The sequence below is a fragment of the Burkholderia sp. YIM B11467 genome (assembly GCF_052952715.1).
Window position 1 is genome coordinate 473,863 of the sequence record NZ_JBQVSQ010000006.1, and the last position, 25,284, is coordinate 499,146.

At 64.6% G+C, this 25,284-nt stretch carries 26 protein-coding genes and 2 pseudogenes; 15 read left to right on the top strand and 13 right to left on the bottom strand.

Annotated elements, in window-relative coordinates; genetic code table 11:
* Positions 1-3: 3 nt before the first annotated feature.
* Positions 4-348 carry a DUF4212 domain-containing protein gene (locus ACTRWB_RS23110; RefSeq protein ID WP_446903302.1) on the bottom strand — a complete coding sequence of 115 codons (345 nt, stop codon included), beginning with the start codon at positions 346-348 and terminating at the stop codon, positions 4-6.
* Positions 349-433: 85 nt separating this feature from the next.
* Entirely contained in the window at positions 434-2,416 is a 1,983-nt protein-coding gene (gene acs / locus ACTRWB_RS23115; protein ID WP_446903303.1) for an acetate--CoA ligase, read from the bottom strand.
* 315 nt (positions 2,417-2,731) lie between these two features.
* Between acs and ACTRWB_RS23120 the strand changes: the two genes are divergently transcribed.
* From ACTRWB_RS23120 to ACTRWB_RS23160, 9 genes are all read left to right on the top strand, one after another.
* Positions 2,732-3,640, top strand: coding sequence for a DMT family transporter (locus tag ACTRWB_RS23120; protein WP_446903304.1), 909 nt, complete (start codon positions 2,732-2,734; stop codon positions 3,638-3,640).
* A 113-nt stretch (positions 3,641-3,753) separates the two neighbouring features.
* Complete coding sequence (locus ACTRWB_RS23125) at positions 3,754-4,362, top strand: TIGR00645 family protein (protein WP_129512568.1); 609 nt, start codon at positions 3,754-3,756, stop codon at positions 4,360-4,362.
* Positions 4,363-4,397: 35 nt separating this feature from the next.
* On the top strand, positions 4,398-5,921 hold the full coding sequence (locus ACTRWB_RS23130) for a fumarate hydratase (RefSeq protein ID WP_446903305.1): 1,524 nt from the start codon (positions 4,398-4,400) through the stop codon (positions 5,919-5,921).
* Positions 5,922-6,114: 193 nt separating this feature from the next.
* Complete coding sequence (bfr, locus tag ACTRWB_RS23135; RefSeq protein WP_111016572.1) at positions 6,115-6,591, top strand: bacterioferritin; 477 nt, start codon at positions 6,115-6,117, stop codon at positions 6,589-6,591.
* A 28-nt stretch (positions 6,592-6,619) separates the two neighbouring features.
* Complete coding sequence (gene murI / locus ACTRWB_RS23140) at positions 6,620-7,483, top strand: glutamate racemase (protein ID WP_446903306.1); 864 nt, start codon at positions 6,620-6,622, stop codon at positions 7,481-7,483.
* A 150-nt stretch (positions 7,484-7,633) separates the two neighbouring features.
* Positions 7,634-7,870 carry a (2Fe-2S)-binding protein gene (locus ACTRWB_RS23145; protein ID WP_039370093.1) on the top strand — a complete coding sequence of 79 codons (237 nt, stop codon included), beginning with the start codon at positions 7,634-7,636 and terminating at the stop codon, positions 7,868-7,870.
* 218 nt (positions 7,871-8,088) lie between these two features.
* Entirely contained in the window at positions 8,089-8,814 is a 726-nt protein-coding gene (locus tag ACTRWB_RS23150) for an energy transducer TonB (RefSeq protein WP_446903307.1), read from the top strand.
* A gap of 35 nt (positions 8,815-8,849) precedes the next feature.
* Positions 8,850-9,581 (top strand): MotA/TolQ/ExbB proton channel family protein, encoded by a 732-nt coding sequence (locus ACTRWB_RS23155; protein ID WP_048248884.1) that lies wholly within the window; start codon positions 8,850-8,852, stop codon positions 9,579-9,581.
* Between the two features lie 13 nt (positions 9,582-9,594).
* Positions 9,595-10,023, top strand: coding sequence for an ExbD/TolR family protein (locus tag ACTRWB_RS23160; protein ID WP_048248885.1), 429 nt, complete (start codon positions 9,595-9,597; stop codon positions 10,021-10,023).
* 352 nt (positions 10,024-10,375) lie between these two features.
* Here ACTRWB_RS23160 and ACTRWB_RS23165 read toward each other — a convergent pair whose 3' ends face one another.
* Positions 10,376-11,350, bottom strand: a complete 975-nt coding sequence (locus ACTRWB_RS23165; protein ID WP_129512572.1) for a LysR family transcriptional regulator — start codon at positions 11,348-11,350, stop codon at positions 10,376-10,378.
* Positions 11,351-11,472: 122 nt separating this feature from the next.
* On the opposite strand from ACTRWB_RS23165, the gene ACTRWB_RS23170 reads away from it, so the two are divergent.
* The 3 genes from ACTRWB_RS23170 to hemP all read left to right on the top strand — a co-directional run bounded on the left by ACTRWB_RS23170 (position 11,473) and on the right by hemP (position 13,313).
* A complete protein-coding gene (locus ACTRWB_RS23170; protein WP_446903308.1) occupies positions 11,473-12,345 on the top strand; it encodes a pirin family protein in 873 nt (290 codons plus the stop codon).
* A gap of 101 nt (positions 12,346-12,446) precedes the next feature.
* Positions 12,447-12,929, top strand: a complete 483-nt coding sequence (locus ACTRWB_RS23175) for an SRPBCC family protein (protein WP_129512574.1) — start codon at positions 12,447-12,449, stop codon at positions 12,927-12,929.
* A 138-nt stretch (positions 12,930-13,067) separates the two neighbouring features.
* Entirely contained in the window at positions 13,068-13,313 is a 246-nt protein-coding gene (gene hemP, locus ACTRWB_RS23180; protein WP_048248889.1) for a hemin uptake protein HemP, read from the top strand.
* A gap of 277 nt (positions 13,314-13,590) precedes the next feature.
* On the opposite strand, the gene ACTRWB_RS23185 is transcribed toward hemP, so the two are convergent.
* The 5 genes from ACTRWB_RS23185 to uvrB form a co-directional block, all read right to left on the bottom strand.
* Complete coding sequence (locus ACTRWB_RS23185) at positions 13,591-14,988, bottom strand: 4Fe-4S binding protein (protein WP_412021436.1); 1,398 nt, start codon at positions 14,986-14,988, stop codon at positions 13,591-13,593.
* Positions 14,985-15,827 (bottom strand): FTR1 family iron permease, encoded by an 843-nt coding sequence (locus tag ACTRWB_RS23190; RefSeq protein WP_193098745.1) that lies wholly within the window; start codon positions 15,825-15,827, stop codon positions 14,985-14,987. Before ACTRWB_RS23190 ends, ACTRWB_RS23185 begins: the two co-directional genes overlap by 4 nt.
* Before the next feature lie 58 nt (positions 15,828-15,885).
* A complete protein-coding gene (locus ACTRWB_RS23195; protein ID WP_034190351.1) occupies positions 15,886-16,218 on the bottom strand; it encodes a cupredoxin domain-containing protein in 333 nt (110 codons plus the stop codon).
* Between the two features lie 55 nt (positions 16,219-16,273).
* Positions 16,274-16,825, bottom strand: coding sequence for an iron transporter (locus tag ACTRWB_RS23200; protein WP_048248892.1), 552 nt, complete (start codon positions 16,823-16,825; stop codon positions 16,274-16,276).
* Between the two features lie 226 nt (positions 16,826-17,051).
* Positions 17,052-19,142, bottom strand: coding sequence for an excinuclease ABC subunit UvrB (gene uvrB / locus ACTRWB_RS23205; protein WP_048248893.1), 2,091 nt, complete (start codon positions 19,140-19,142; stop codon positions 17,052-17,054).
* Between the two features lie 251 nt (positions 19,143-19,393).
* On the opposite strand from uvrB, the gene ACTRWB_RS23210 reads away from it, so the two are divergent.
* Entirely contained in the window at positions 19,394-20,593 is a 1,200-nt protein-coding gene (locus tag ACTRWB_RS23210) for an amino acid aminotransferase (protein WP_129512579.1), read from the top strand.
* A 120-nt stretch (positions 20,594-20,713) separates the two neighbouring features.
* Here ACTRWB_RS23210 and ACTRWB_RS23215 read toward each other — a convergent pair.
* Positions 20,714-20,968 (bottom strand): annotated as a pseudogene (locus ACTRWB_RS23215) (SDR family oxidoreductase); the annotation flags it as partial.
* A 15-nt stretch (positions 20,969-20,983) separates the two neighbouring features.
* Positions 20,984-21,604 (bottom strand): annotated as a pseudogene (locus ACTRWB_RS23220) (3-hydroxybutyrate dehydrogenase); the annotation flags it as partial.
* Positions 21,605-21,768: 164 nt separating this feature from the next.
* Between ACTRWB_RS23220 and ACTRWB_RS23225 the strand changes: the two are divergent.
* The gene (locus tag ACTRWB_RS23225) at positions 21,769-22,740 is read left to right on the top strand and encodes a potassium channel beta subunit family protein (RefSeq protein ID WP_446903309.1); all 972 of its coding nucleotides are present in this window, start codon (positions 21,769-21,771) and stop codon (positions 22,738-22,740) included.
* Between the two features lie 111 nt (positions 22,741-22,851).
* Positions 22,852-23,697, top strand: a complete 846-nt coding sequence (locus ACTRWB_RS23230; protein ID WP_129512581.1) for a 23S rRNA (adenine(2030)-N(6))-methyltransferase RlmJ — start codon at positions 22,852-22,854, stop codon at positions 23,695-23,697.
* Positions 23,698-23,712: 15 nt separating this feature from the next.
* Here the strand turns inward: ACTRWB_RS23230 and ACTRWB_RS23235 are convergent, their stop codons facing one another.
* The 3 genes from ACTRWB_RS23235 to cueR form a co-directional block, all read right to left on the bottom strand.
* Positions 23,713-24,084, bottom strand: a complete 372-nt coding sequence (locus tag ACTRWB_RS23235; protein ID WP_129512582.1) for a hypothetical protein — start codon at positions 24,082-24,084, stop codon at positions 23,713-23,715.
* A gap of 114 nt (positions 24,085-24,198) precedes the next feature.
* The gene (locus tag ACTRWB_RS23240; protein ID WP_006478295.1) at positions 24,199-24,345 is read right to left on the bottom strand and encodes a DUF3563 family protein; all 147 of its coding nucleotides are present in this window, start codon (positions 24,343-24,345) and stop codon (positions 24,199-24,201) included.
* Positions 24,346-24,561: 216 nt separating this feature from the next.
* Positions 24,562-24,966 (bottom strand): Cu(I)-responsive transcriptional regulator, encoded by a 405-nt coding sequence (cueR, locus tag ACTRWB_RS23245; protein ID WP_193098747.1) that lies wholly within the window; start codon positions 24,964-24,966, stop codon positions 24,562-24,564.
* Between the last annotated feature and the right edge of the window lie 318 nt (positions 24,967-25,284).

Below are 25,284 nucleotides of genomic sequence, written 5' to 3' on the forward strand. Positions count from 1 at the left end.
GAATCAGCGCCCGCCGTGTGCGTTGGCGGTGCGCGCCGCATGGTCGTCATACGCGCGGCGCAGCGTGCGGTCCGCGCGTTGCATCAGCACGATGTAGACGACGATCAGCACGAGATACACGAGAATCGCGCCCTGCGCGCCGACATAGAACGGCAGGCTGAAACCCGCGAAGCGCACACCCGCGAGCGCGGGCGCGAAGAACGGCACGACGAACGACACCGTGAAGCCGATCGCCATCAGCACCACGATCAGCGCGACGTTGAAACGCCAGTAGCGCGAGTGGGCACGCGCGAGCGGTTCGGGAACGGGCGGTGGCGCAGCGGGCGCGGGGCGGGTCGGAACGGTCATGCCGTTATGTAGCAAAAAGCCCCTGCGCGGACAATCGGGATTGCCGCGCAGGGGCTCATGCGCGCGTGGCGCAACGCAGGTGCGATCAGCGCACTTCGGTGAGCTGGTCGAGGATCGCCGGGTTCTCGAGCGTGGACGTGTCCTGCGTGATCGCCTCGCCCTTCGCGAGCGAGCGCAGCAGGCGCCGCATGATCTTGCCCGAGCGCGTCTTCGGCAGGTTGTCGCCGAACCGAATGTCCTTCGGCTTCGCGATCGGACCGATCTGCTTGCCGACCCAGTCGCGCAACGTCTTCGCGAGTGCCGCGGCTTCCTCGCCTTCCGGACGCGAACGCTTCAGCACCACGAACGCGACCACGGCCTCGCCCGTCGTGTCGTCCGGGCGGCCGACCACGGCCGCCTCGGCGACGAGCTCGTGCGAAACCAGCGCCGACTCGATCTCCATCGTGCCGAGCCGGTGGCCCGACACGTTCAGCACGTCATCGATCCGGCCCATGATCGTGAAGTAGCCGGTGTCCTTGTCGCGCACGGTGCCGTCGCCGGCGAGATACAGCCGGCCACCGAGTTCCTCGGGGTAATAGCTCTTCTTGAAGCGCTCTGGGTCGCCCCAGATCGTGCGGATCATCGCGGGCCACGGGCGCTTGACGACGAGGATGCCGCCCTGCCCGTTCGGCACGTCCTGGCCCGTCTCGTCGACCACCGCGGCCATGATGCCCGGCAGCGGCAGCGTGCACGAACCGGGCACGGTCGGCGTCGCCCCCGGCAGCGGCGTGATCATGTGGCCGCCCGTCTCGGTCTGCCACCACGTGTCGACGATCGGGCAGCGCTCCTGGCCGACGTGCTTGTGATACCACATCCATGCTTCCGGATTGATCGGCTCGCCGACCGTGCCGATGATGCGCAGGCTCGACAGGTCATGGCTCTTCGGATGCACCTTGTCGTCGGCTTCGGCCGCCTTGATCAGCGAACGGATCGCGGTCGGTGCGGTGTAGAACACGGTGACCTTGTGATCGCCGATCATCTTCCAGAAGCGGCCGGCGTCCGGATAGGTCGGCACGCCCTCGAACACGACCTGCGTGCCGCCGCACGCGAGCGGCCCGTAGGTGATGTACGTGTGGCCCGTGACCCAGCCGATGTCGGCCGTGCACCAGAACACGTCGGTCGGTTTCCAGTCGAAGGTCCACTTCATCGTCTGCGCGGCCCACAACAGGTAGCCGCCCGTGCTGTGCTGCACGCCCTTCGGCTTGCCGGTCGAGCCCGACGTATACAGGATGAACAGCGGATGCTCGGCGCCGACCCATGCCGGTTCGCATTGGTCGGATTCTCCGTCCGACAGTTCGTGCATCCACAGGTCGCGGTCCGCATGCCAGTCGATCTTGCCGCCGGTGCGGCGATAGACGATCACGCTCTTCACCGCTTCGCAGCCACCCAGCGCGATCGCCTCGTCGGCGATGCTCTTGAGCGGCAGCGTCTTGCCGCCGCGCGCCTGCTCGTCGGCCGTGATCAGCGCCACCGCGCCGACGTCGACGAGCCGCTCGTTCAGCGATTTCGCGGAGAAGCCGCCGAACACGACCGAGTGCGTCGCGCCGATGCGCGCGCAGGCCTGCATCGCGACGATGCCTTCGATCGACATCGGAATATAGATGACAACGCGATCGCCCTTGCCGATCCCGCGTTTCTTCAGCGCATTCGCGAAGCGCGACACGCGCGCCAGCAGATCCGCATAGGTGACGCGCGTGACGGTGCCGTCGTCGGCCTCGAAGATCACCGCGACGCGCTCGCCGTTGCCGGCGTCGACGTGGCGGTCGAGACAGTTGTACGACGCGTTCAGCTCGCCGTCGTCGAACCACTTGTAGAACGGCGCGTTGCTCTCGTCGAGCACCTTCGTGAACGGCTTGTGCCACGCGAGGCCCTCACGCGCGAGACGCGCCCAGAAGCCTTCGTAATCGGCCTCGGCCTCGGCGGCGAGCGCGCGATAGGCCGGCATGCCGGAAATGGTTGCCGCCTTCTCGAGCGCCGCGGGCGGCGCAAACTGACGGGTTTCGTGAAGAACCGATTCAATCGCAGACATCGACTACCCCTTGGTGAACATGAATCCTCTGCATGGCGGCGCGATCGTGCGCGCCGCGCGTCTTGGCCGGCACATATGCGCCGCTGTCTCCCACCCATCCGCGCACGGCCGCGAAGGCTGCGCGCGATGCTGCACCGCACCACGTCACGCGTTGGCGAACGTGCGGCCCGGTAGTTTGCACGATAAGCGCTTCAACTTACCCGTCACTTACGCGGCATGGCCGTTGGCAGAGCCGTTTCGCATGTCGGGCGGCGCTTTACGCTGTTACAAACGCGACCCTACAATCCTAACTGAACTCGCCTCCCGGATTCCAGCTTGAATCGCTACGCCCTCTTCCTCATCCTGTCGATGCTGTTCGTCGGCAGCAACGTCGGTATCGGTAAATCCATCGTTGCATTCGTCCCTGTCGCCATCCTCGCCACGCTGCGCTTCGTGATCGCGATCGCCGTGCTGTGGCCGCTGTTCAGCCCCGTGAAAATGCGCGCGGTCAAGCGCGGCGAGTGGCTGAACCTGTTCCTGCAGGCCTTCTTCGGCACCTTCATGTTCACGCTGCTGATGCTCAACGGCGTGCAGCGCACCAGCGCGGTGGCGGCCGGCGTCATCACCAGCACGATCCCGGCCATCGTCGCGCTGTTCGCGTGGCTGGTCCTGCGCGAAAAACCGAACGGCCGTGCGCTCGTGTCGATCGCGCTCGCGATCGTCGGGGTCGTGACGATCAACCTCGCCAACGGCGGCGCGGCCGGGCACGGCGCCCACGGCGAAGCGTCCGGCTCGCTGACCGGCAACCTGCTGATCCTCGGGGCCGTGTGCTGCGAATCGATCTACGTGATCCTGTCGCGCCGGCTCACGCAGACGCTCGCGCCGATCGACATCTGCGCGTATACGCACCTGTTCGGCCTGTTCCTGATGCTGCCGCTCGGCGCGACGGCGCTGTGGCACTTCGATTACGCGAGCGTGCCGGCCGGCACCTGGACGCTCGTCGTCTGGTACGGGCTGTCGGCCAGCATCTTCTCGTTCTGGCTGTGGATGAAAGGCATCCGGCACGTGCCGGGCAGCCTCGCCGGCGTGTTCAGCGCGGTGCTGCCGATCGCCGCCGCTGCGTACGGCATCGCGTTCCTCGGCGAACGCCCGACGCTCGCGCACGGCATCGCGCTCGCGTGCGTCGTCACCGGCATCGTGCTCGCGAGCCTGCGCGTGAAACCCGTGCCGGCCGCCGCCTCCTGATCGGTCCCCGGCCGCGCCGGCGCGTCGCTGCAGTCGCGCCGGCCGACGCGTTACAATAGCGCGCCTTTTCAAGATTACCCCCGATACCTGCGCACCGCGCCCGCACCGCCATCATGTCCGCCCCGCATTCGCCCGGCCGCCCCGCCCGTCGCCCGCTTCGCCCGCTTCCCGCGCTGATCTTCATGAGCCGCTGGCTCCAGGTTCCGCTGTACCTCGGCCTGATCGTCGCGCAGGCCGTCTACGTGTTCCTGTTCCTGAAGGAAGTCTGGCACCTGCTGTCGCATGCGACCAGCCTCGACGAAATCAGCGTGATGCTCGCGGTGCTCGGTCTGATCGACGTGGTGATGATCTCGAACCTGCTGATCATGGTGATCGTCGGCGGTTACGAAACGTTCGTGTCGCGCCTCGGCATCGAGGGCCACCCCGACGAGCCCGAGTGGCTCGACCACGTGAACGCGGGCGTGCTGAAGGTCAAGCTGTCGATGGCGCTGATCAGCATTTCGTCGATCCACCTGCTGAAGACGTTCATCAACCCCGACCAGCACACGATGCACGCGATCATGTGGCAGGTGATCATCCACGTGTCGTTCCTCGTGTCGGCGCTCGTGATGGCGTGGGTCGACCGCCTGACGACGCACACGCATCCCGCCCATTTCCACGAGACGCATGCGCCCGTCGCGGTCGCGTCCCGGAAACCGGCCGAAGCAGCCGTGAACGCATAAAACGCATTCCCCACTGTCCCCACAGAGTCTCAGCCATGACCGTCATCAAACAGGAAGACCTGATCCAGAGCATCGCGGATTCGCTGCAGTACATCAGCTACTACCATCCGCTCGACTACATCCAGGCCCTCGGCCGCGCGTACGAGCTGGAAGAGAGCCCGGCCGCGAAGGATGCGATCGCGCAGATCCTCACGAACAGCCGCATGTGCGCGGAAGGCAAGCGCCCGATCTGCCAGGACACCGGCATCGTCACGATCTTCGTGAAGGTCGGCATGGACGTGCGCTGGGACGGCGCGACGATGGGCCTCACCGACATGATCAACGAAGGCGTGCGCCGCGGTTACACGCACCCGGACAACGTGCTGCGCGCGTCGATCGTCAATCCGCCGGAAGGCGCCCGCAAGAACACGAAGGACAACACGCCGGCCGTGATCCACTACGAGATCGTGCCGGGCGACAAGGTCGACGTGCAGGTCGCGGCGAAGGGCGGCGGCTCGGAGAACAAGTCGAAGTTCGTGATGCTGAACCCGTCCGACTCGATCGTCGACTGGGTGCTGAAGACGGTCCCGACGATGGGCGCGGGCTGGTGCCCGCCCGGCATGCTCGGGATCGGCATCGGCGGCACGGCCGAGAAGGCGATGTTGATGGCGAAGGAATCGCTGATGGATCCGATCGACATCCAGGAAATCATCGCGCGCGGTCCGCAGGACTGGGTCGAGGAACTGCGTGTCGAGCTGCATGAAAAAGTCAACGCGCTCGGCATCGGCGCGCAGGGCCTCGGCGGCCTGGCGACCGTGCTCGACGTGAAGATCATGGCCGCACCGACGCACGCGGCGTCGAAGCCGGTCGCGCTGATCCCGAACTGCGCGGCCACGCGCCACGCGCACTTCGTGCTCGACGGCTCGGGCCCCGCGAAGCTCGAGGCGCCGTCACTCGACGCCTGGCCGAAGGTCCAGTGGGAACCGAATACGGAAACCAGCAAGCGCGTCGACCTGAACACGCTGACGCCGGAAGAAGTCGCCAGCTGGGCGCCGGGCCAGACGCTGCTGCTGTCGGGCAAGATGCTCACCGGCCGCGACGCCGCGCACAAGCGCATCGCCGACATGCTCGCGAAGGGCGAGAAGCTGCCGGTCGACTTCACGAACCGCGTGATCTACTACGTCGGCCCGGTCGATCCGGTCCGCGACGAAGTGGTCGGCCCGGCCGGCCCGACGACGGCCACACGCATGGACAAGTTCACCGAGACGATGCTCGCGCAAACGGGCCTGATCTCGATGGTCGGCAAGGCCGAGCGCGGCCCGGTCGCGATCGAGGCGATCAAGAAGCACAAGGCCGCGTACCTGATGGCGGTCGGCGGCGCGGCTTACCTCGTGTCGAAGGCGATCCGCGGCGCGAAGGTGCTCGCATTCGAAGACCTCGGCATGGAAGCGATCTACGAGTTCGACGTGCAAGACATGCCGGTGACGGTTGCCGTCGATTCGTCGGGCACGTCGGTGCACCAGACCGGTCCGAAGGAGTGGCAGGCGAAGATCGGCAAGATCCCGGTCGCAACCGCGTAAGCGCGATCGAACGAAAGGCCGGACGCGAGTCCGGCCTTTTTGCTTCTCGTTCTCATTATTGTGCACGGCCGGTTATTCGAGGCTGATTCTCATTACATGCAAAAGGCAGGCCCGGCAAGGCTTCGAGGCTTGGCTTTTCTCGTTCGAGCGATTATCGTTCGGTTTCTGAAGCCCCACTGAACAAGGAACAGCCATGCAAGGCGACAAGAAAGTCATCGAATATCTGAACGCCCAGTTGAAGAATGAGCTCACGGCGATCAACCAGTACTTCCTGCATGCCCGCATGTACAAGCACTGGGGCCTCGACAAGCTCGGCAAGCACGAGTACGACGAGTCGATCGGCGAAATGAAGCACGCCGACTGGCTGATCGAGCGCGTGTTCATGCTCGACGGCCTGCCGAACCTGCAGGACCTGCACAAGCTGCTCGTCGGCGAGGAAACCGAAGAGATCCTGAAGTGCGACCTGAAGCTCGAGCAGATCTCGCAGACCACGTGCAAGGAAGCGATCGCCTACTGCGAATCGGTTCGTGATTATGTGTCGCGCGAGATCTTCGAAAAGATCCTCGACGACACCGAAGAGCACATCGACTGGCTGGAAACGCAGATCGACCTGATCGGCAAGGTCGGCCTGCAGAACTACCAGCAATCGATGATGGGTTCGGCCGAGTAATCGGCCCACTCGCCGCCGCGCCGTCCGCATGACGATGACGAACCAGCCAGCCGCTGCCGCGATGCGTGCCGCCGCCCCCGTCGGGATCTTCGATTCGGGGCTCGGCGGCCTGTCGGTGCTGCGCGCCGTGCGTGCGCACCTGCCCGGCGAGTCGTTCGTCTATACCGCCGATACACGCTACATCCCGTACGGCGAACGCGACGATGCATTCATCCTCGAGCGCACACTCGCGATCGGCGAGTGGTTCGTCCAGCAGGGCGCGAAGGCGCTCGTCGTCGCGTGCAATACGGCAACCGCGCAGTCGATCGCGGCGGTACGCGAGCATCTCGCGATCCCGCTCGTCGGCGTCGAGCCGGGCATCAAACCGGCCGTCCAGCAATCCGCGAGCGGCGTCGCCGGCGTGCTCGCCACCCAGGCGACGCTGCGCAGCGCCCGGTTCCAGGCATTGCTCGAACGTCATGGCGCCGGTTGCCGCTTCATCTGCCAGCCGGGCCACGGGCTCGTGCAGGCGATCGAGAGCGGGGACACGGGCTCGCCCACGCTGCGCGCACTGCTCGACAGCTACCTGCAGCCGATGCTCGACGACGGTGCCGATACAGTCGTCCTCGGCTGTACGCACTATCCGTTCCTCACGGCAACCATTCGTGACATTGTCGGCGACCGCATGTCGATCATCGACACGAGCGACGCGATCGCGCGCCAGCTCGCGCGCGTGCTCGACCTGCACAGCCTGCGCGCGCCCGCCGGCACGCCTGTCGCGCCGCCCCGCTTCTGCTCGACCGGCGACGGCCGGCAGTTGCAGGCACTCGCGTCGACGCTGCTCGGCCTCGATGCGCCGGTCGAATCCGTCACCATTTCCTCGCCGAACGCGCGCGCCTGCGCGACCGCCTGACGCAGGCCGGCACGCCCTCTCCCGCCGCGGCCCCGCCGCCCCCGCCGTTTCAAGGGTCCGATGAGCTTAAAAAAAGCCCGACCCAGGCTTGTCAACGTCCGCAAAATTAATGATAATAATTCGCATTAACGTTAGCTATCGCAACTCATCATGATCGTCTGCGTGTGCAAGTCTGTTTCCGATCGCAAGATCCGCGCGTCCCTCGCAGAGGGCGTGAACTCTTTCGATGAACTCCAGTTCGAGCTCGGCGTGGCCACGTGCTGCGGCAAGTGCGAGGAGTCCGTACGCGACCTCATGGCCGAGCAAGGCGTCTGCGCGAGCCGGTGCGGTGTCGAGCATCACGCTCACCCGATCCCGGTCACGTTCTACGAACGCAAGGCTGCCTGACCGGCGCCGAGTGTGCGCATGCGGCCCAGGCCGCATTTTTTGTTTTGACCGTCAGCAAGCCACCGTCCGCGCGAGCCAGCGGCTTACCTGCCAAGGAGCCTGTCATGGAATTGCTGATCGGATTTGTGACCACCGTTTGCATCTCGCTGCTGATCTTCCGCAAGTGATGCCGATTCACCCGCCGCGCCCCGGGTGCGACATCGTTCTTTCAAGCTAACATGCAGGCTTCGCATTTCGCTCCTGCCGGCGCCTTGCCGGCTGCACCACGTATGAATCCCCGAGTGATCGTCGTCGCGGTCGGTGTGCTTGCCGCACACGCGATCATGCTGACGGCCGCCTGGCTCCATCGCAACGCGCCGCCGCCGAAAACGGTCGAGGCCCAGTCGATCACCGCGCAGCTCATTGCGCCTGCACCAGTCGCCAAGCAGGTCGCGGCCGAATCGCTTCCGCAGCCCGCGCCGCCGAAGCCTGTGCCCAAGGTAAAGCCGAAGATCGAGCCGAAGCCGGTGCCGAAGGCAGCGACGCCGACGCCGCTCGCACAATCGCCCGCTCCGTCGCCCATCCCCGCACCGGCGGCCGATCCAACGCCCGCACCCGCTGCGCCAGCGCCTGCCGCACCGGCCGCCACGCCCGGCCCGGCCCGTGAGACGATGCAGGTCAGCGCGCCGAAGAACGTGTCGACGCTGCAGTGCAATTTCGTGAAGCCCGACTACCCGTCGATGTCGCGCCGCCGCGGCGAGACGGGCGCGGCCTACGTTCGCTTCGTCGTCGGCGTAACCGGCAAGCTCGAAAGCATCACCCTGCAGAAGAGCAGTGGCTATCCGCGCCTCGACGATGCGGCTCTGGACGCGACGCGCGCCATCACCTGCCAACCGTATCTCGAGAATGGCCAGGCAATCCGTGTCACGCACGTCCTGCCCTACAACTTCACGCTTAACGACTAATCCGCCTCATCCGGAAGATTCAAAGGAAACAAAAAATGCAAAGCTACGGTATCGCGCACGTCTGGGCGCAAGGTGATTTCGTCACGCGCGCCATTGCGATCACGCTGCTCGTGATGTCGGTTCTGTCGTGGATCGTCATCGTCGTCAAGGGCTGGAACGTGGTTCGCCTGAACCGCCTCACGAAGAACGCCGAACAGGCATTCTGGCATTCGGACAATTTCGACGACGGCATCAAGAAGCTCGGCCTCGCCGCATCGACGCCGAACGACAACCCGTTCCTCGCGCTCGCGCTGTCGGGCAAGGAAGCTGCCGACCATCACCACCAGACGCAACCGCACCTGCACGACCGCATGGACGTGTCGGACTGGGTCACGCGCTGCCTGAAGGACACGATGGACGAAGGCATCTCGCGCATGCAGAGCGGCCTCGCGGTCCTCGCGTCGATCGGCAGCACGGCGCCGTTCGTCGGCCTGTTCGGCACGGTCTGGGGGATCTACCACGCGCTGCTCGTGATCGGCGCAACCGGCCAGACGTCGATCGACCAGGTCGCGGGCCCGGTCGGCGAATCGCTGATCATGACGGCCTTCGGCCTGTTCGTCGCGATCCCGGCCGTGCTCGGCTACAACGCACTGACCCGCGCGAACAAGGGTGTCGTCAGCAAGCTGCGCCGCTTCGCGCACGGCCTGCACGCCTACTTCGTGACCGGTGCGAGCCTCGCATCGTCGTCGACGCGCGACGGCCTGCGCCTCGCGACGCGCGCCAGCTGAGACGGGGTGAACCATGGCAATGAACACTGGTTTCAGCGACGATGACGACGATGCCGTGATGAGCGAGATCAACATGACGCCGCTCGTCGACGTCATGCTCGTACTCCTGATCATTTTCCTCGTGACGATCCCGGCGATGCAGCATGCGGTGAAGATCGACCTGCCGCACGCCAGCAGTCAGCCCGTCGACGAAAAGCCGCAGACGGTCGACGTCGCGATCCAGGGCGATGGCACGATCCTGTGGGACGACCACACGGTCACGCGCGAACAATTGCAGGCGCGCATCGCGGAAGCGGCGCAACGCAAGCCGCAGCCGGAGTTGCACCTGCGCGCGGACCGCAAGGTTGCATACGAGCATGTCGCCGAAGTGATGTCGGATGCGCAGGCAGGCGGCCTGACGAAACTCGGCTTCGTGACGGAGCCGGCCGCGAAAGCGAAGTAACGCACGCACGTCGCGCTCCTCGCCGAGCACAAAGTAAAAGGCCTTCATCGCCAGATGAAGGCCTTTTTTCATGCGCACGCGGGCGCCTTCGGGCGGCGGGCTCTTTGGCGGTATCGGTTGCGCCTCGAGCAACGCAAATGCGACTCTGCCGTGGTCTGCACGGACTGCGCGTTCTGCCCTATCTGGCTCACAATATATGCGGCCACCTGATTTCGCTCAGAACTTCCTTCACGAAATGGGATTTCAATATAGGCCCGCGCGCGCGCGCATTCAAGGCCCCGGCGATTGAAACTTGCGATTGCAGACGACGCTTCAATGACAAAACAAATTTGCCTCGTCGTGCGCGTCGTGTTCAGGTCGCCGAAGCATCGGCCGCGGCTTCCTTCTTCGCACGCTCGGGGCACCCCTGCTCCTTGTAGGCGCCGTGATCGAGCTTCTCGACCAGGTAGTCGACGAACGCACGCACCGCGGGCGGCATCCCCTGCCGCGACACGAACACCGCATACAGTTGCGGCACCGGCAGCGTCCAGCCCGGCATCACGGGCGACAGTTGCCCCGCACGCAGCGCATTGCCGTACATCATCTCCGGCAGCGCCGCGATGCCGAGGCCGTCGAGCACGGCCTCGCGGATCGTCATCAGGTCGGCCGTCACGAGCCGCGGTTCGTGCTCGTGCACATGACGCGTGCCGTCCGGTGCGATCAGGTTGAACACGTGCCGCCCGTCGACGCTCGGCGTATCGAGCGTCTCGAAGCCGGCCAGATCGTCCGGCACCAGCGGCGGCGCATTCTGGCTCAGCAGGCTCGGCGCACCGACCAGCATCTGCTCGGTACGCCACAGCGGCCGCACGACGATGTTGGCGTTCTGCGGCGGCTCCGAGCGCACGCGCAGCGCGACATCGATCGAGTCCTCGAACAGATCGATCACGCGATTCGTCACGCGCACATGCACCCTCACCTCGGGATAACGACGCAGGAATTCGGGCAGGATGCGCGACAGCATCGTCTGCGACAGCGTGACAGGCACGCTGACCCGCACCGAACCGCGCGGCGACGCGCGCAACTGCTGCACCGCATTCATCGCGGCCTGCGCCTCGGCGAGCATCGCCTGGCAATGCTGGTAGAACAACTCCCCCGCCTCGGTCAGCGCGAGCTTGCGCGTCGAACGCTGCAACAGGCGCACGCCGAGTGCCCCCTCGAGTTCGGTCAGGCGCCGCGACAGGCGCGATTTCGAGATGCCCAGCACGCGTTCCGCGGCCGAGAAACCGCCATGTTCGACGACCTGCGAAAAGTACATGAGGTCGTTCAGGTTATGTGCATCGATATTCATCTCATCGTTCCAATTTCAGAACAATCCATTGCGAACCATCGCAAATCGAACGGGAAAACGCCCAATATAATAGCGCTATGTTTCAAAAATAACGCTATTCCGTTGATTTCGAGGGCCTCCCCATGACGACCGCTCGCTCGCTTGACCGCACCTACCCCGCGCTTCGCACCACCGAAGGCGGCGGCTTTGTGGTTCACCGTCCGTTCCCGACCCGGCTGCTGATGGATTTCGATCCGTTCCTGCTGCTCGACGAAATGGGCCCCGTCGACTACGCCCCCGGCGAAGCCAAGGGCGCGCCCGACCATCCGCATCGCGGCTTCGAAACCGTGACCTACGCACTCGACGGACGCTTCTGCCATCGCGACTCGTCCGGCCATGCCGGCACGCTTGGCCCCGGCGACGTGCAGTGGATGACGGCCGGCGCCGGGGTCGTGCACAGCGAAATGCCGGATCCGGCGTTCGCGCAGGCCGGCGGCCGCTCCCACGGCTTCCAGCTGTGGGTCAACCTGCCGCGCCGCGACAAGCTGATCGCGCCGCGCTACCAGGAGATCCCGGTCGAGCGCATCCCGACCGCGACGTCGCCGGACGGCCGCGCGCGCGTGCGCGTCATCGCCGGCGAGGCGTTCGGCGTCCAGGCCGCGATCGAGACGCGTACGCCGATCCTCTACCAGCATTTCACGCTGGAACCCGGCGCAACGGTCACGCAGCCGGTTCCGGCCGGCTATCGCGTGTTCGCCTATCCGATCGACGGAACAGGCCTCTACGGGCCCGACAGGCAGGCTGTCGACGCACGGCACATGATCGTGTACGGCGACGACGGCGACACGGTCACGTTCGCCGCCGGCGACACGCCGCTCGACCTGCTGCTGATCGGCGGCGTGCCGCTCAACGAACCGATCGTCCGCTATGGCCCGTTCGTGATGAATACCGAGGAAGAGATCCGGCAGGCGGTCGTCGACTACCAGACCGGTCGCATGGGCCGCATCGAAGCCTGACGCCCGATCGGGGGGCGGCAGGTACCGCGAAACGGACGGTTTTGCGTCACAATAACTTCTTGAACCATGTGGCCGCCAACCACCAGAAGGAACCCGTCCCCTTGAACTTCGAACATCTGATCCAGATCAATTCCGATGATTCGGCCGTGCCGGCCCTCACCCGCGACCAGCTCTGGGAAGGTCTCGTGCTGCGCGCCGAACAGCCGCAACTGTTCGTGCTCGGCCTCGACAGCTGCGTCGTCCGCGAACGGACGGATACGACGCTCGAACGCGAACTGCACTACGGTCACGCGATCGTGCGCGACCATGTCACGTTCACGCCGAACCAGCAGGTCCGCTACGACATCCTCGCCGCCGACGGCGAGATCGGCGGCTCGCTGACGATGACGATCGAGGAACGCGAAGACCACCAGCTGTTCCTGCGTTTCGAATACCGCACGACGCTGACCGTCACGGACGACAGCGAAGATGCCCGGCAGACGCACGGGATCGTCAAGGAAGCGTATCGCACGTCGGATATCGACACGGTCCGCCTGATCCGCGAATACGCGCAGGGCCGCAAGGACCCCGATCCGCTGCACTGAACCCGGCGGCGGCCTTCGGGCCGCCTCTTTGACTCAAGCTATCAACTCAGCCATCTCGATCGATAAAGAGTTTTTGCGAATGGGAATGGTTATCATTTAGAATTCATTCCATCGTATCGACAGTCACCGATCAACCGAATGACCGACACCATGCGCCCGACCACGCTGACCTTGCGCCACACAACCGGCACCGCAGGCAGCAGCCGTCAGAAGACGGCAGCGGTCACCACGCCGGCGAAACCCGCCGGCAACCGCGATGCAGGCACGCGGGTCGTCAACAGCGATTCGCTGCTGCAAGGCCACAGCCACATCAGCATCGCGCATAACGGAGAGACTTATCAGCTGCGTGCCACTCGGCTCGGCAAGCTGATCCTGACGAAGTAACGACAGAGTATTGTGGGGACCACCTCCCTGAGAGGTGTTGGGCATTAGCCAGCGCAACGGCTTGCACGCGAGATCTAGACCCCTTCGTGCAAACACACTCAAGCAGCCGCTGCAGCAAGCCAAGCCACTTTTTTTGGTTCTCGCACAAGGAAGAAAAAAAGCGGCACGTCGAACGACGTGCCGCTTTTTCATTTGGGCGGCGAATACGTAACGCATTGCCGCCCGTGTTCGTTGTTGCCCGTCAATGCATGGCCGCCGAAGCGGCACACCCGCCGCTTCAGAAACCCCAGAACATCAACCACCAGGCGCTGTCGACGACGGCAAGCCCGACGGCAAACCACGCGAATGCCGCCAGCCGGCGCGGCCAGGCCGCATAGCGCCCCGTCACCTTCCATGCGAGCCACGCACTCCATGCGTTGGCACCGACCAGGATCGCGACGCGCACATCGGTCGCCCAGCCGAGCGGCACATGTTCGGCGCGCAGCAACGACAGCGTCGTTGCCGACAGCCCGAGGAACACGCCCGCCCCTGCGATCGGAATCAGCGCCTGCGCGAGGTGATGCAACCGCACGCGATCGAAGCGGCCGAGCATCAGCGTGGCACCGGCCAGCAGCACCAGCAGCGCCGTGCCGTACACGAGCCCCGTGCCGACGATGTAGCTGACGATCAGCCCGCCATCGAGCCAGGAAAACACGTCGTTGCGATCCGGGTAATGCGTGAGCAGGAACCACGGCGCATTGGTTTCGAGCGGCCACGTGATGTCACGGTCGATCAGCCAGCCCGCGAGCCATTGCTTGATCTGCACGAACCACGGGCTGACGGTCCAGTGGAACGCACCGATCGCGACGCCGAGCAGGCCGTACAGGATCAGCGCGGTGTCCCACGGGTTCGCCTGCTGCGCGCCGAGGTTCACGACTTCGTCGGACGGCGAGCGCGCCGACAGCGAGATCGCGTCGCGGTGTCCGCTGCAGCGGCCGCACATGTGGCACGATGCCGCGCCCTTCATGCTGCGCAACGGCACGAGCGGCGCGCAGTTGATCGGAATCACGCGATGGCCGTGCTCGCCGTTCTTGTACGAACGGCGCCACGCATCCTCGTCGACCTTGTAGCGCATCGGCGCGAGCCGCGCGAGCAACCCGAACACGCCGTTGACCGGGCACAGGTACTTGCACCACACACGCTTCTCGCGGCCGTACAGCACGCCGATCACGATCGCGCCGACGGTCGAGCCGCCGAGCACGAACAGCACCGCGAGCGGGTACTGGTACACGCTCACCATCTGCCCGTAGATCGTCGTGATCCCGAACGCGACGAACGGCCAGCCGCCCCATCGTATCCAGCGCGGGATCGGGCCGCCGCGGCCGAACTTGCTCGCGTATTCGGTGAGCGCGCCTTCCGGGCACAGAACGCCGCACCAGACGCGACCGAGCATCACCATCGACAGCAGCACGAACGGCCACCAGATGCCCCAGAACGCAAATTGCGCGATGAGCGTGAGGTTGTTCCACAGATGCGCGGAATCGTCCGGCAGCGGCAACACCGCCGGCACGATGATCAGGAACGCGTAGACAGCGACGACGATCCACTGGATGCCGCGGATCAGCGCACCGTGGCGCTGCATCCACTGGCCGGCCTGCGCGAGCCAGCCCGGCTTGGCTGCGGCGACCACGCTCATGCCGCGCGGCCCGCGGCGACGGCCGGACGACGGCTCGCGCGCTTCATCAGCAGCCACACGACCGCCCAGTACACCGCGTAGGCAACCAGGTTGGTCAGTGCCGGGTGCGCGCGATAACCGGTCAGCGTCGCGACGAGCGAGCCGAACGTGCTCGAATCATCGAGGATCGCGGACGTGTCCCACACCTGCGAAATGCCGAGCGGCAGGATTTCCTTGTCGATCAGCTTGTCGACGCCGGTCTGGAACAGGCCTGCGCCGAGGAACAGCAGCATCACTTCGGTGACGCGGAAGAAATGCCGCCACGAGAAGTATTTGCCACCGAGCTGCAGCAGATAAAACGTGAAGAACGCGAGGCCGAGGCCGATCACGACCGCGAGCATCTGGTTGCCGTCGACGTGGCCCGACTGGCCGAAACCGAGGCCGTACAGGAAGATCACCGTCTCGCTGCCTTCGCGCGCGATCGCGAGCGCAACCAGCACGGCGACGCCCCACCAGTTCGAATCGCGTGTGCTCTGCTGCAGCGATTGCTCCATGTCGCGCTTCAGCGTGCGGCCGTGCCGGCGCATCCACAGCACCATCTGCACGATCAGCACGCATGCGATCAGCACCATCGCCGTCTGGAAGTAGTCCTGCGCATCGCCGGACAACACTTCGGTGAAACCGACCAGCGCGGCGCCGAGGCCGACGGCCATCAGCAGACCGGCGCCGACGCCACCCCACAGATAAGGCAGGCCGCGGCGCGCGTCGTCGTCGCCGTTTTTCAGCCATGCATAGAGAATGCCGACGACGAGCAGCGCTTCGACGCTCTCCCGCCAGACGATGAACAAGATCTGACCCATCGATACCTCCTGACGCGCGGGGCAACGGACGTGTGTGCCCGCACGCAGATAAAACGCGTTACTTCGCGACGATCACGCCCTGTGCCTGCTGGTGGAAATCGTCGAAAAACTTGTATTCGCCCGGCGACAGCGGAGCGACGACCACGAACGAATCGGCGCCCGGCGCGAGCACCTTCTCCTTGCGCAGTTGCACGCTCTCGAATTCGGCGGCGCCCTTGCCGGTGTTCTTGATCTCGATCTTGAAGCGCTGGCCGGCCGGCACTTCGATGCGGGCGGGATTCAGCTTGCCGTCCGTCATCTCGAGCTTGAACGTCGGCAGATCGGCAGCGTGCGCTGCGCCGGCAAGCCACAACGCAGCGGCTGCGGCAACGATTTTCTGGGGAATTTTCATTCTGGGTTCTCTACGCCGACGGCGCGCCGAAGCGCGCCGTTCGTGATGCCACCGATCAGTAACCGCCCTTCTTGCCGATACCGGCGAACGGGAAGTCGTACTCGAGGGTAATGGGCTTGAACCACGCGCCCACGCCCGTTTCCTTGTCGATGTGACGGCCGAACGCCATGTGGCCCGACTGCATCGGCGGCTTGACGACCATCGACAGGTGATACTTGCCCGGGCCGTTCAGCTTCACGTTGTCGCCGTAGTGCGGACCATCGCTCGCGACCATGCCCATCAGGTCGCCTTCAGCCTTCCACTTCGTGTCGCCCTGCTTCGTCAGCTTGTACGTGACCTGCAGGTACGGCATCCAGTCGCCTTCCGCGAAACCCGTCGGGTTGTTCTTGACCGCATGGATGTCGGCCTCGAGGTGGATGTCGGAATCCGACGCCTTGCGCATCATCCCTTCCGGGTCCATCGTGATCGGCTGCAGGTACACCGCGCCAATTTCCATGCCGCCCTGGATCTGCTGCTTGCCGATCGGATATTCGGCAGCCGAGGCCGACATCGCGGCAAGCGCCGCTGCTACCGCAACCGTCGTGCGGATGAACGAAGAACCCAACATGGACACTCCTTGTTATTTGTCTGACTAAATGACGACACACGGGCCGCCGCCGGGGCGGCTCGCTGGAAACACTAACGCGACGAAGAACGTTAATGCGAACAATTCTCAATAATTGTGGAGTTTAGCACCGAACCCGTTCCGGAACAAACGAGAGGCCGTGTAAACCCCTGATCCGACAAGGCTTACAGGCCCGTTAGTGCACCGTTTCGGTGACGCTTGGAAAGATTTACCGGCCGCCGCTGATGTGGTCGCCGACATTCGCGCCGAACACGCGCTCGCGCAGCAGCGCAAGCTGGTCGCGGGTCGCGGCGGCCTTCTCGAACTCGAGGTTCTTCGCGTAGTCGGCCATCTGCTTCTCGAGACGTTTGATTTCCTTCGCGAGCTGCTTTTCCGACATGTCCTCGAATTTCGCTCGCTGTTGCGCTTCCTTCAGCTCCGCGCGCGCCTCGTCTGCGTTGTAGACGCCGTCGATGATGTCCTTGATGCGCTTCACGACGCCGCGCGGCGTAATGCCCATCTTCTCGTTGTGCGCGACCTGCTTCGCGCGGCGCCGCTCGGTCTCGCCGATTGCGCGCTTCATCGACTCGGTCATCGTATCGGCATAGAGAATCGCCTTGCCGTTCACGTTCCGCGCGGCGCGGCCGATCGTCTGGATCAGCGAGCGCTCGGCGCGCAGGAAGCCCTCCTTGTCCGCATCGAGAATCGCGACGAGCGACACTTCGGGAATATCCAGGCCCTCGCGCAGCAGGTTGATCCCGACCAGCACGTCGAACGTGCCGAGCCGCAGGTCGCGGATGATCTCGACCCGCTCGACCGTGTCGATGTCGCTGTGCAGATAACGCACCTTGACGCCATGGTCGGCCAGAAACTCGGTGAGCTGCTCGGCCATGCGCTTCGTCAGCACGGTGATCAGCACGCGCTCGCCGGCATTCACGCGCGCGTTGATCTCGGTCAGCACGTCATCGACCTGCGAGCTTGCCGGCCGCACTTCGATTTCCGGATCGACGAGCCCCGTCGGCCGCACGACCTGTTCGGCGATCTGCCCCGTCACGCGCTTCTCGTAGTCGGCCGGCGTGGCCGACACGAACACGACCTGGCGCATCTTGCGTTCGAACTCGGGGAACTTGAGCGGCCGGTTGTCGAGCGCCGACGGCAGGCGAAACCCGTAATTGACGAGGTTTTCCTTGCGTGCGCGGTCGCCGTTGTACATGCCGTTCAACTGGCCGATCAGCACGTGCGATTCGTCGAGCAGCATCAGCGCGTCGGGCGGCAGGTAGTCGACGAGCGTCGGCGGCGGATCTCCCGGCTCGGCACCCGAGAAATGCCGCGAGTAGTTCTCGATGCCCTTGCAGAAGCCGAGCTCCTGCAGCATCTCGAGATCGAAGCGCGTGCGCTGCTCGAGGCGCTGCGCCTCGACGAGCTTGCCGTCGCGGTGGAAGAACTCCAGGCGTTCGCGCAATTCGTCCTTGATCGTCTCGACCGCGCGCATCACGGTGTCGCGCGGCGTCACGTAGTGCGACGACGGATACACGGTGAAGCGCGGAATCTTCTGCCGCACGCGCCCGGTCAGCGGGTCGAACAGGTGCAGCGTCTCGACCTCGTCGTCGAACAGTTCGACGCGCACGGCCATTTCGGCGTGTTCGGCCGGGAAGATGTCGATCGTGTCGCCGCGCACGCGGAACGTGCCGCGCTGGAAATCCTGCTCGTTGCGCGTGTATTGCATCGCGATCAGCCGCGCGATCACGTCGCGCTGGCCGAGCTTGTCGCCGATGCGCAGCGTCAGGATCATCTGGTGGTATTCGGACGGGTTGCCGATACCGTAGATCGCCGACACCGTCGCGACGATCACCACGTCGCGGCGCTCCATCAGGCTCTTCGTCGCCGACAGCCGCATCTGCTCGATGTGCTCGTTGATCGACGAATCCTTCTCGATGAACAGGTCGCGCTGCGGCACGTAGGCCTCAGGCTGGTAATAGTCGTAGTACGAGACGAAGTACTCGACCGCGTTGCGCGGGAAGAACTCGCGAAACTCGGCATAGAGCTGCGCCGCGAGCGTCTTGTTCGGCGCGAACACGATCGCCGGGCGGCCGAGCCGCGCAATCGTGTTCGCCATCGTGAAGGTCTTGCCCGAACCCGTCACGCCGAGCAGCGTCTGGAAGGCAAGGCCGTCGCCGATGCCTTCGACGAGCGTCTCGATCGCGGTGGGCTGGTCGCCTGCGGGCGGATACGGTTGATACAGCTGGAACGGCGACCCTTCGAAGGTGACGAATTTGGATTCGTCGAGCGCGTCGCCGGCTTCGGCATGATGTTCGGACATGGAATGCGGCTGGAGCGAGGGCAAAGGAACCATTCTAGCGCTTCGCGGCCGCGCGAACTGCTGTCGGCTCCTGACGGCCGACGGTCGCCCGAAATCGCGGTTCGCCGCCGAATCGCGCGCCCCCGCCTGCGCGAATTCGCTACAATATCAGGCTGCTGCGCTTTCCGGCGTCGTGCCCATTGGCGCGCGGTCTACTGCGCCCGCACCGCCGGCTGAAAGCCTGACCCTCTTTTCACAACTGCCGAATCATCATGTCGCTCTTCTCCGCTGTCCAGCTTGCTCCCCGCGACCCGATCCTGGGCCTGAACGAAGCCTTCAACGCCGATGCGCGTCCGACCAAGGTCAACCTCGGCGTCGGTGTGTACACGAACGAAGAAGGCAAGATTCCGCTGCTGCGCGCAGTTCGCGAAGCGGAGAAGGTGCGTGTCGAGGCCGGCCTGCCGCGCGGTTACCTGCCGATCGACGGGATCGCCGCCTACGATGCGGCCGTGCAGAAGCTGCTGCTCGGCAACGATTCGCCGCTGATCGCAGCGGGCCGCGTGGTCACGGCCCAGGCGCTGGGTGGCACGGGCGCGCTGAAGATCGGCGCCGATTTCCTGCGTACCGTGAACCCGAACGTGAAGGTCGCGATCAGCGATCCGAGCTGGGAAAACCACCGCGCGCTGTTCGAGGCGGCCGGCTTTGAAGTCGTCGCGTACCCGTATTACGACGCCGCCACCAACGGCGTGAACTTCGAAGGCATGCTGTCGGCACTGAACGGCTATGCGGCAGGCACGGTCGTCGTGCTGCACGCGTGCTGCCACAACCCGACCGGCGTGGACCTGACCGAAGCGCAATGGCAACAGATCGTCGACGTCGTGAAGGCGCGCAACCTCGTGCCGTTCCTCGACATCGCCTACCAGGGCTTCGGCGAAAACATCGAGGCCGATGCCGCCGCCGTGCGTCTGTTTGCCGCGGCCGACCTGAACGCATTCGTGTCGTCGTCGTTCTCGAAGTCGTTCTCGCTGTACGGCGAGCGCGTCGGCGCACTGTCGATCATCACGTCGAGCAAGGAAGAAGCCACGCGCGTGCTGTCGCAACTGAAGCGCGTGATCCGCACGAACTACTCGAACCCGCCGACCCATGGCGGCGCCGTGGTCGCAGCGGTGCTCGCATCGCCGGAACTGCACGCTGCATGGGTGCAGGAACTCGGTGAAATGCGCGATCGCATCCGCGCGATGCGCAACGGTCTCGTCGAGCGCCTGAAGGCAAGCGGCGTCGATCGCGACTTCAGCTTCATCAACGCACAGCGCGGGATGTTCTCGTATTCGGGCCTGACCACGGCGCAAGTCGATCGCCTGCGCGACGAGTTCGGCATCTATGCAGTCGGCACCGGCCGGATCTGCGTCGCAGCGCTGAACACGCGCAACCTCGACGTGGTCGCCAATGCCGTCGCAACCGTCCTGAAGTAACGCGGCGCCAGTGGGCGGCAGCCGTCACCGGCCCCGCCCTGCCGAAATGAAAAACGCGCTCTCCGGAGCGCGTTTTTTTGTGCCGTTCGCGCGCGGGCGGCCATGCTGCCCGCGCCCGCATTACTGCATGAACCAGCCGTGGCTGACGACGAACGACTGGCCCGTGAGCGCGGCGCTCGGGAACGCCGACAGGAACAGCACCGTCTGCGCGACGTCCTGCACCGTCGTGAACACGCCGTCGACCGTGTTGCCGAGCATCACCTTCTTGATCACTTCCTCTTCGCTGATGCCGAGCTCCTTCGCCTGCTCCGGAATCTGCTTGTCGACCAGCGGCGTGCGCACGAAACCCGGACACACGACGTGCGAGCGCACGTTGTNCTCTTCGCTGATGCCGAGCTCCTTCGCCTGCTCCGGAATCTGCTTGTCGACCAGCGGCGTGCGCACGAAACCCGGACACACGACGTGCGAGCGCACGTTGTGCTTCGCGCCTTCCTTCGCGAGCACGCGTGCGAGGCCGAGCAGCCCGTGCTTGGCCGTCACGTACGCCGACTTCAGCGGCGACGCTTCGTGCGAGTGCACCGAACCCATGTAGATCACGACGCCGCCGCGATCGTCCTTGTACATGTGCTTGAGCGCGGCCTTCGTCGTCAGGAATGCACCGTCGACGTGGATCGCCTGCATCTTCTTCCAGTCGGCGAACGAGTAGTTCTCGATCGGGTTGACGATCTGGATGCCTGCGTTCGACACGAGGATGTCGACCGAGCCGAACGCTTCGGCCACCTTGTCGATGCCGCTGTTCACGGCTTCCTCGCTCGTCACGTCCATCGCGACGCCGATCGCCTTGCCACCCGCCTTGATGATCTCGTCGGCGACCGCATTCGCGCCGTCCTGGTTCAGGTCGGTGATCGCGACGGCCGCGCCTGCCTTGGCGAGCTCGAGTGCGATTTCCTTGCCGATGCCGCTTGCGGCGCCCGTGACGACTGCGGTCTTGCCGTTCAGATCTGCTGCCATGTCCGTCTCCTCCCGTTGTCGGATCGATAAAGCATGCGCCCGCCACATCCGCTTTCGTCGCGCGACCGTGCCGGCGGGCCAGCCGTCATTGTGCACGATCGGCCCCGCGGTTCGCGCGCAAAACGTCTAAGCTTAAGGTCGGTTCCGTCACGCAGGAGATTCGCATGCAATATCGACGGTTGGGCCGTTCCGGCCTGCAGATCAGCGCGCTGTCGCTCGGCTCGTGGGTCACGTACGGCAATCAGGTCGACCAGCGGGTCGCGCGCGAATGCCTCGCCGCGGCACGCGACGCGGGCGTCAATTTCTTCGACAACGCCGAGGTCTACGCCGGCGGAAAATCCGAGGAAATCATGGGCCAGGCACTCAAGTCGCTCGACTGGCCGCGCGTCAGTTATATCGTGTCCACGAAGTTCTTCTGGGGGCTCGCGGAAGCGCCGAACCAGTATCACACGCTGAACCGGAAATACCTGCTGAATGCAATCGACGGCTCGCTGCGCCGGCTGCAGCTCGACTATGTCGACCTCGTCTATTGCCATCGCCCCGATCCGCATACGCCGATCGAGGAAACCGTCTGGGCGATGAGCGACATGATCGTACGCGGCAAGGCGCTGTACTGGGGCACGTCGGAATGGAGTGCCGACGAGATTCGCGCCGCATGCGAGATCGCCGAACGGCATCACCTGCACAAGCCGGTCGTCGAACAGCCCCAGTACAACCTGTTCCACCGTGTTCGGGTCGAACAGGAATATGCGCGGCTCTACGACGACTACGGTCTTGGCCTCACGACCTGGAGCCCGCTGGCGTCCGGTCTTCTCACCGGCAAGTACCGCAACGGCGTGCCGCCCGGCAGCCGCGCGCAACTGCAAGGTTACGACTGGATGCGTGACCGATTGACCGATCAGGCCAGCAACGAAATCGTCGAGCGGCTCGGCGGGATCGCGGCCGACCTCGGCTGCAGCACGGGCCAGCTCGCGATCGCGTGGGTCCTCGCGAATCCGCGCGTGAGTTCGGTCATCACCGGTGCATCGCGGATCGAGCAGATCGGCGACAACATGGGCGCACTCGACGTCGCCGCGAAGCTGACGCCGGATGTGAAGAAACGCATCGAGGAAGTGGTCGGGGATGCATACGAATAAGGCGACTCACGGCCACTCGCGTACAATACGCGGCCGCGTCGGCGCCCGGCTTGACGGCTGCGCGCGATCGACCGCTTTCATCGATTCACCTTTCGTTTCAGGCAGCCCGCCATGCTCAGTTATCGTCACGGTTTTCACGCAGGCAACCACGCGGACGTGCTCAAGCACGCCGTCGTCGTCCAACTGCTGCGCTACCTGAACAAGAAAGACAAGTCGTACTGGTACATCGACACGCACGCAGGCGCCGGCGTGTACTCGCTGCGCGACGGCTACGCGGCGAAGACGGCGGAATTCGACACCGGCATCGGCCGGCTGTGGAACGACAAGAACCTGCCGGAAGCGCTGGGCGACTATGTGGACGAAGTACGCGCGCTGAACGACGACGGCGAACTGCGCTTCTACCCGGGTTCCCCGTACATCGCATGGCGATCGATGCGCGAGCAGGACCGCATGCGGCTGTTCGAAATGCACACGACCGAAATCGACGTGCTGCGCCACAATTTCCGCGACGCGGGGCGACGCGCGATGATCTTCGCCGGTGACGGTTTCGAAGGCATCAAGGCGCTGCTGCCGCCGCCGCCGCGCCGCGCACTCGTGCTGATCGACCCGTCCTACGAGGACAAGAAGGATTACGCGCGCACGGTAAGCTGCGTGGCGGAATGCCTGAAGCGTTTCGCGACGGGCTGCTACGCGGTCTGGTATCCGCAGGTCACCCGGCTGGAATCGCAGCGCTTTCCCGAGCAGCTGAAGCGCCTGCAACCGAACAACTGGCTGCATCTGACGCTGACGGTATCGAATCCGCCGACCGATGGGCTGGGACTCTACGGCAGCGGGATGTTCATTCTGAATCCGCCGTATACGCTCGCCCAGAGCATGAACGAAGCACTGCCCTATCTGGTCGAGACGCTGGGACAGGATAGCGGCGCCCGCTTCCAGATCGAGCAGCGCGGAAACTGATCCCGCGACCTGCCGTTATGGCTGCGGTCTAGGCGCAAGCCTTGGCTGGTTGGCTGGCGGCGCGCCACCCCAGCCGGGGACATTGATATACGGCGCGACAAACAGCGGAACCGACGTGTTCGGCGCTTGCCCGGCCGGCGCCCGCATGCCCGCCGGCTCGACGATCGGCTCGGAAGACAACGGCGCGGTCTGCAGCACCAGCCCGCCCTTGCCGTCCTGGATACCGCGTTGCGTATCCAGAATCAACGGTTTGGACGACGTCGCCGCGCCGGCCGCGAGACCATGGACAAGCACCGCCGCGCCAAGAGCGAGACGCGCGCGGGCACTGCGACGCACATCGAGACGCAAACGCATGATCGTGTCCTTCAGGATGAAAAGCAGGCCCATACCATAGCGCTGCGCTGACGATTTCGCCAGATCCGGCGCACAAAAAAACAAAGCCCCGTCAAATACGGGGCTTGCTTTTCGTTCGGTGCCACACGGCACCTGACGGTGACTCGATTACAGCGAGTAGCCGTTGGTTTCGAGCGAGCGGATACGGCTCTCGAGCTGGACGATGTCCGACGACGTGGCGAGGTAAGCCTCACGGCGCTCACGTTCTGCGGATTCGAACCAGTTGCTCAGCTTTTCGACGATGTAGGCGATCATGACGTTCTCCAAGGAAGAGGGACCCCTGGTGAATCGAGATTCAGGGATTTCCCGTATAGGGTATTCCCGAATTATAACGACGCCGCACCAAGATGCTAGTGAAATACTTGCATGGAAGCCATTCCACTTTGGAATACTCGCACGCAAATCCATCGCAAGCCATTGATTTTTATAGATATTGAATCAGACGCCCATTTCAGGCCTCGAGTGCACGCACTAATCTGGTTCACTGACGGGGTCGGCCAGGCGCGCCAAAATCGGGCATTCAGGCCGTCCGTCACCATGGCAGTGCGCGGCCAGGTTGGCCAGCGTATCGCGCATGTCGCTCAGCTCCGCGATGCGCTTGTCGAGTTCGGCCACGTGTTCGAGGGCGATCGACTTCACCTCGGCGCTGGCGCGGGAGCGATCTTGCCAGAGCGTCAACAGCTTGCGGATGTCCTCGACGAGAAAACCGAGCCGTCGCGCCTGACGGATAAAGCGCAGGATATGGATTTCGTCCGCGCCGTAGACCCGGTAGCCGGCGTCGGTACGCTTGCTCGGTGCAAGCAGGCCGACCTGTTCGTAGTACCGGATCATTTTTGCGCTGACTCCGGATTCGCGTGACGCGTCGCCGATATTCATTCCCCGCCCTCTCCATCAAGCCCTGGTTTCGAACATGAGCGTCGACGAAAGCAATCGCCGACGACATTTCGATCGTATCAAATCGCGCGGTTTCGTTCCGTGGTGTGGGTCGGCAGCGGGATGGACGGTGGCTGATCGGGCGTAGGTCGACGCGTCGATTGGGGCACGCTGCACTCGCCCGCCCGGGGCGTATATTTCGGCCGCCGAAATGCAAAAACCCCCGCCTTTCGGGCGGGGGTTTCTGGCTTAGGGAGCCTGACGATTACCTACTTTCACACGGGAATCCGCACTATCATCGGCGTAGAGTCGTTTCACGGT

Bases quoted from the DNA above. Each gene is read 5' to 3' on its own strand.
- ACTRWB_RS23170 (WP_446903308.1), top strand. From the start codon at position 11,473: ATGACGACCGCTCGCTCGCTTGACCGCACCTACCCCGCGCTTCGCACC.
- ACTRWB_RS23190 (WP_193098745.1), bottom strand. From the start codon at position 15,827: ATGGGTCAGATCTTGTTCATCGTCTGGCGGGAGAGCGTCGAAGCGCTG.
- ACTRWB_RS23195 (WP_034190351.1), bottom strand. From the start codon at position 16,218: ATGAAAATTCCCCAGAAAATCGTTGCCGCAGCCGCTGCGTTGTGGCTT.
- ACTRWB_RS23235 (WP_129512582.1), bottom strand. From the start codon at position 24,084: ATGGGCCTGCTTTTCATCCTGAAGGACACGATCATGCGTTTGCGTCTC.
- ACTRWB_RS23125 (WP_129512568.1), top strand. From the start codon at position 3,754: ATGTCCGCCCCGCATTCGCCCGGCCGCCCCGCCCGTCGCCCGCTTCGC.
- ACTRWB_RS23165 (WP_129512572.1), bottom strand. From the start codon at position 11,350: ATGAATATCGATGCACATAACCTGAACGACCTCATGTACTTTTCGCAG.
- ACTRWB_RS23230 (WP_129512581.1), top strand. From the start codon at position 22,852: ATGCTCAGTTATCGTCACGGTTTTCACGCAGGCAACCACGCGGACGTG.
- ACTRWB_RS23150 (WP_446903307.1), top strand. From the start codon at position 8,089: ATGCAGGCTTCGCATTTCGCTCCTGCCGGCGCCTTGCCGGCTGCACCA.
- cueR (WP_193098747.1), bottom strand. From the start codon at position 24,966: ATGAATATCGGCGACGCGTCACGCGAATCCGGAGTCAGCGCAAAAATG.
- ACTRWB_RS23130 (WP_446903305.1), top strand. From the start codon at position 4,398: ATGACCGTCATCAAACAGGAAGACCTGATCCAGAGCATCGCGGATTCG.
- bfr (WP_111016572.1), top strand. From the start codon at position 6,115: ATGCAAGGCGACAAGAAAGTCATCGAATATCTGAACGCCCAGTTGAAG.
- ACTRWB_RS23160 (WP_048248885.1), top strand. From the start codon at position 9,595: ATGGCAATGAACACTGGTTTCAGCGACGATGACGACGATGCCGTGATG.
- ACTRWB_RS23200 (WP_048248892.1), bottom strand. From the start codon at position 16,825: ATGTTGGGTTCTTCGTTCATCCGCACGACGGTTGCGGTAGCAGCGGCG.
- ACTRWB_RS23155 (WP_048248884.1), top strand. From the start codon at position 8,850: ATGCAAAGCTACGGTATCGCGCACGTCTGGGCGCAAGGTGATTTCGTC.
- ACTRWB_RS23110 (WP_446903302.1), bottom strand. From the start codon at position 348: ATGACCGTTCCGACCCGCCCCGCGCCCGCTGCGCCACCGCCCGTTCCC.
- ACTRWB_RS23225 (WP_446903309.1), top strand. From the start codon at position 21,769: ATGCAATATCGACGGTTGGGCCGTTCCGGCCTGCAGATCAGCGCGCTG.
- ACTRWB_RS23185 (WP_412021436.1), bottom strand. From the start codon at position 14,988: ATGAGCGTGGTCGCCGCAGCCAAGCCGGGCTGGCTCGCGCAGGCCGGC.
- acs (WP_446903303.1), bottom strand. From the start codon at position 2,416: ATGTCTGCGATTGAATCGGTTCTTCACGAAACCCGTCAGTTTGCGCCG.
- hemP (WP_048248889.1), top strand. From the start codon at position 13,068: ATGACCGACACCATGCGCCCGACCACGCTGACCTTGCGCCACACAACC.
- murI (WP_446903306.1), top strand. From the start codon at position 6,620: ATGACGATGACGAACCAGCCAGCCGCTGCCGCGATGCGTGCCGCCGCC.
- ACTRWB_RS23210 (WP_129512579.1), top strand. From the start codon at position 19,394: ATGTCGCTCTTCTCCGCTGTCCAGCTTGCTCCCCGCGACCCGATCCTG.
- ACTRWB_RS23240 (WP_006478295.1), bottom strand. From the start codon at position 24,345: ATGATCGCCTACATCGTCGAAAAGCTGAGCAACTGGTTCGAATCCGCA.
- ACTRWB_RS23145 (WP_039370093.1), top strand. From the start codon at position 7,634: ATGATCGTCTGCGTGTGCAAGTCTGTTTCCGATCGCAAGATCCGCGCG.
- uvrB (WP_048248893.1), bottom strand. From the start codon at position 19,142: ATGTCCGAACATCATGCCGAAGCCGGCGACGCGCTCGACGAATCCAAA.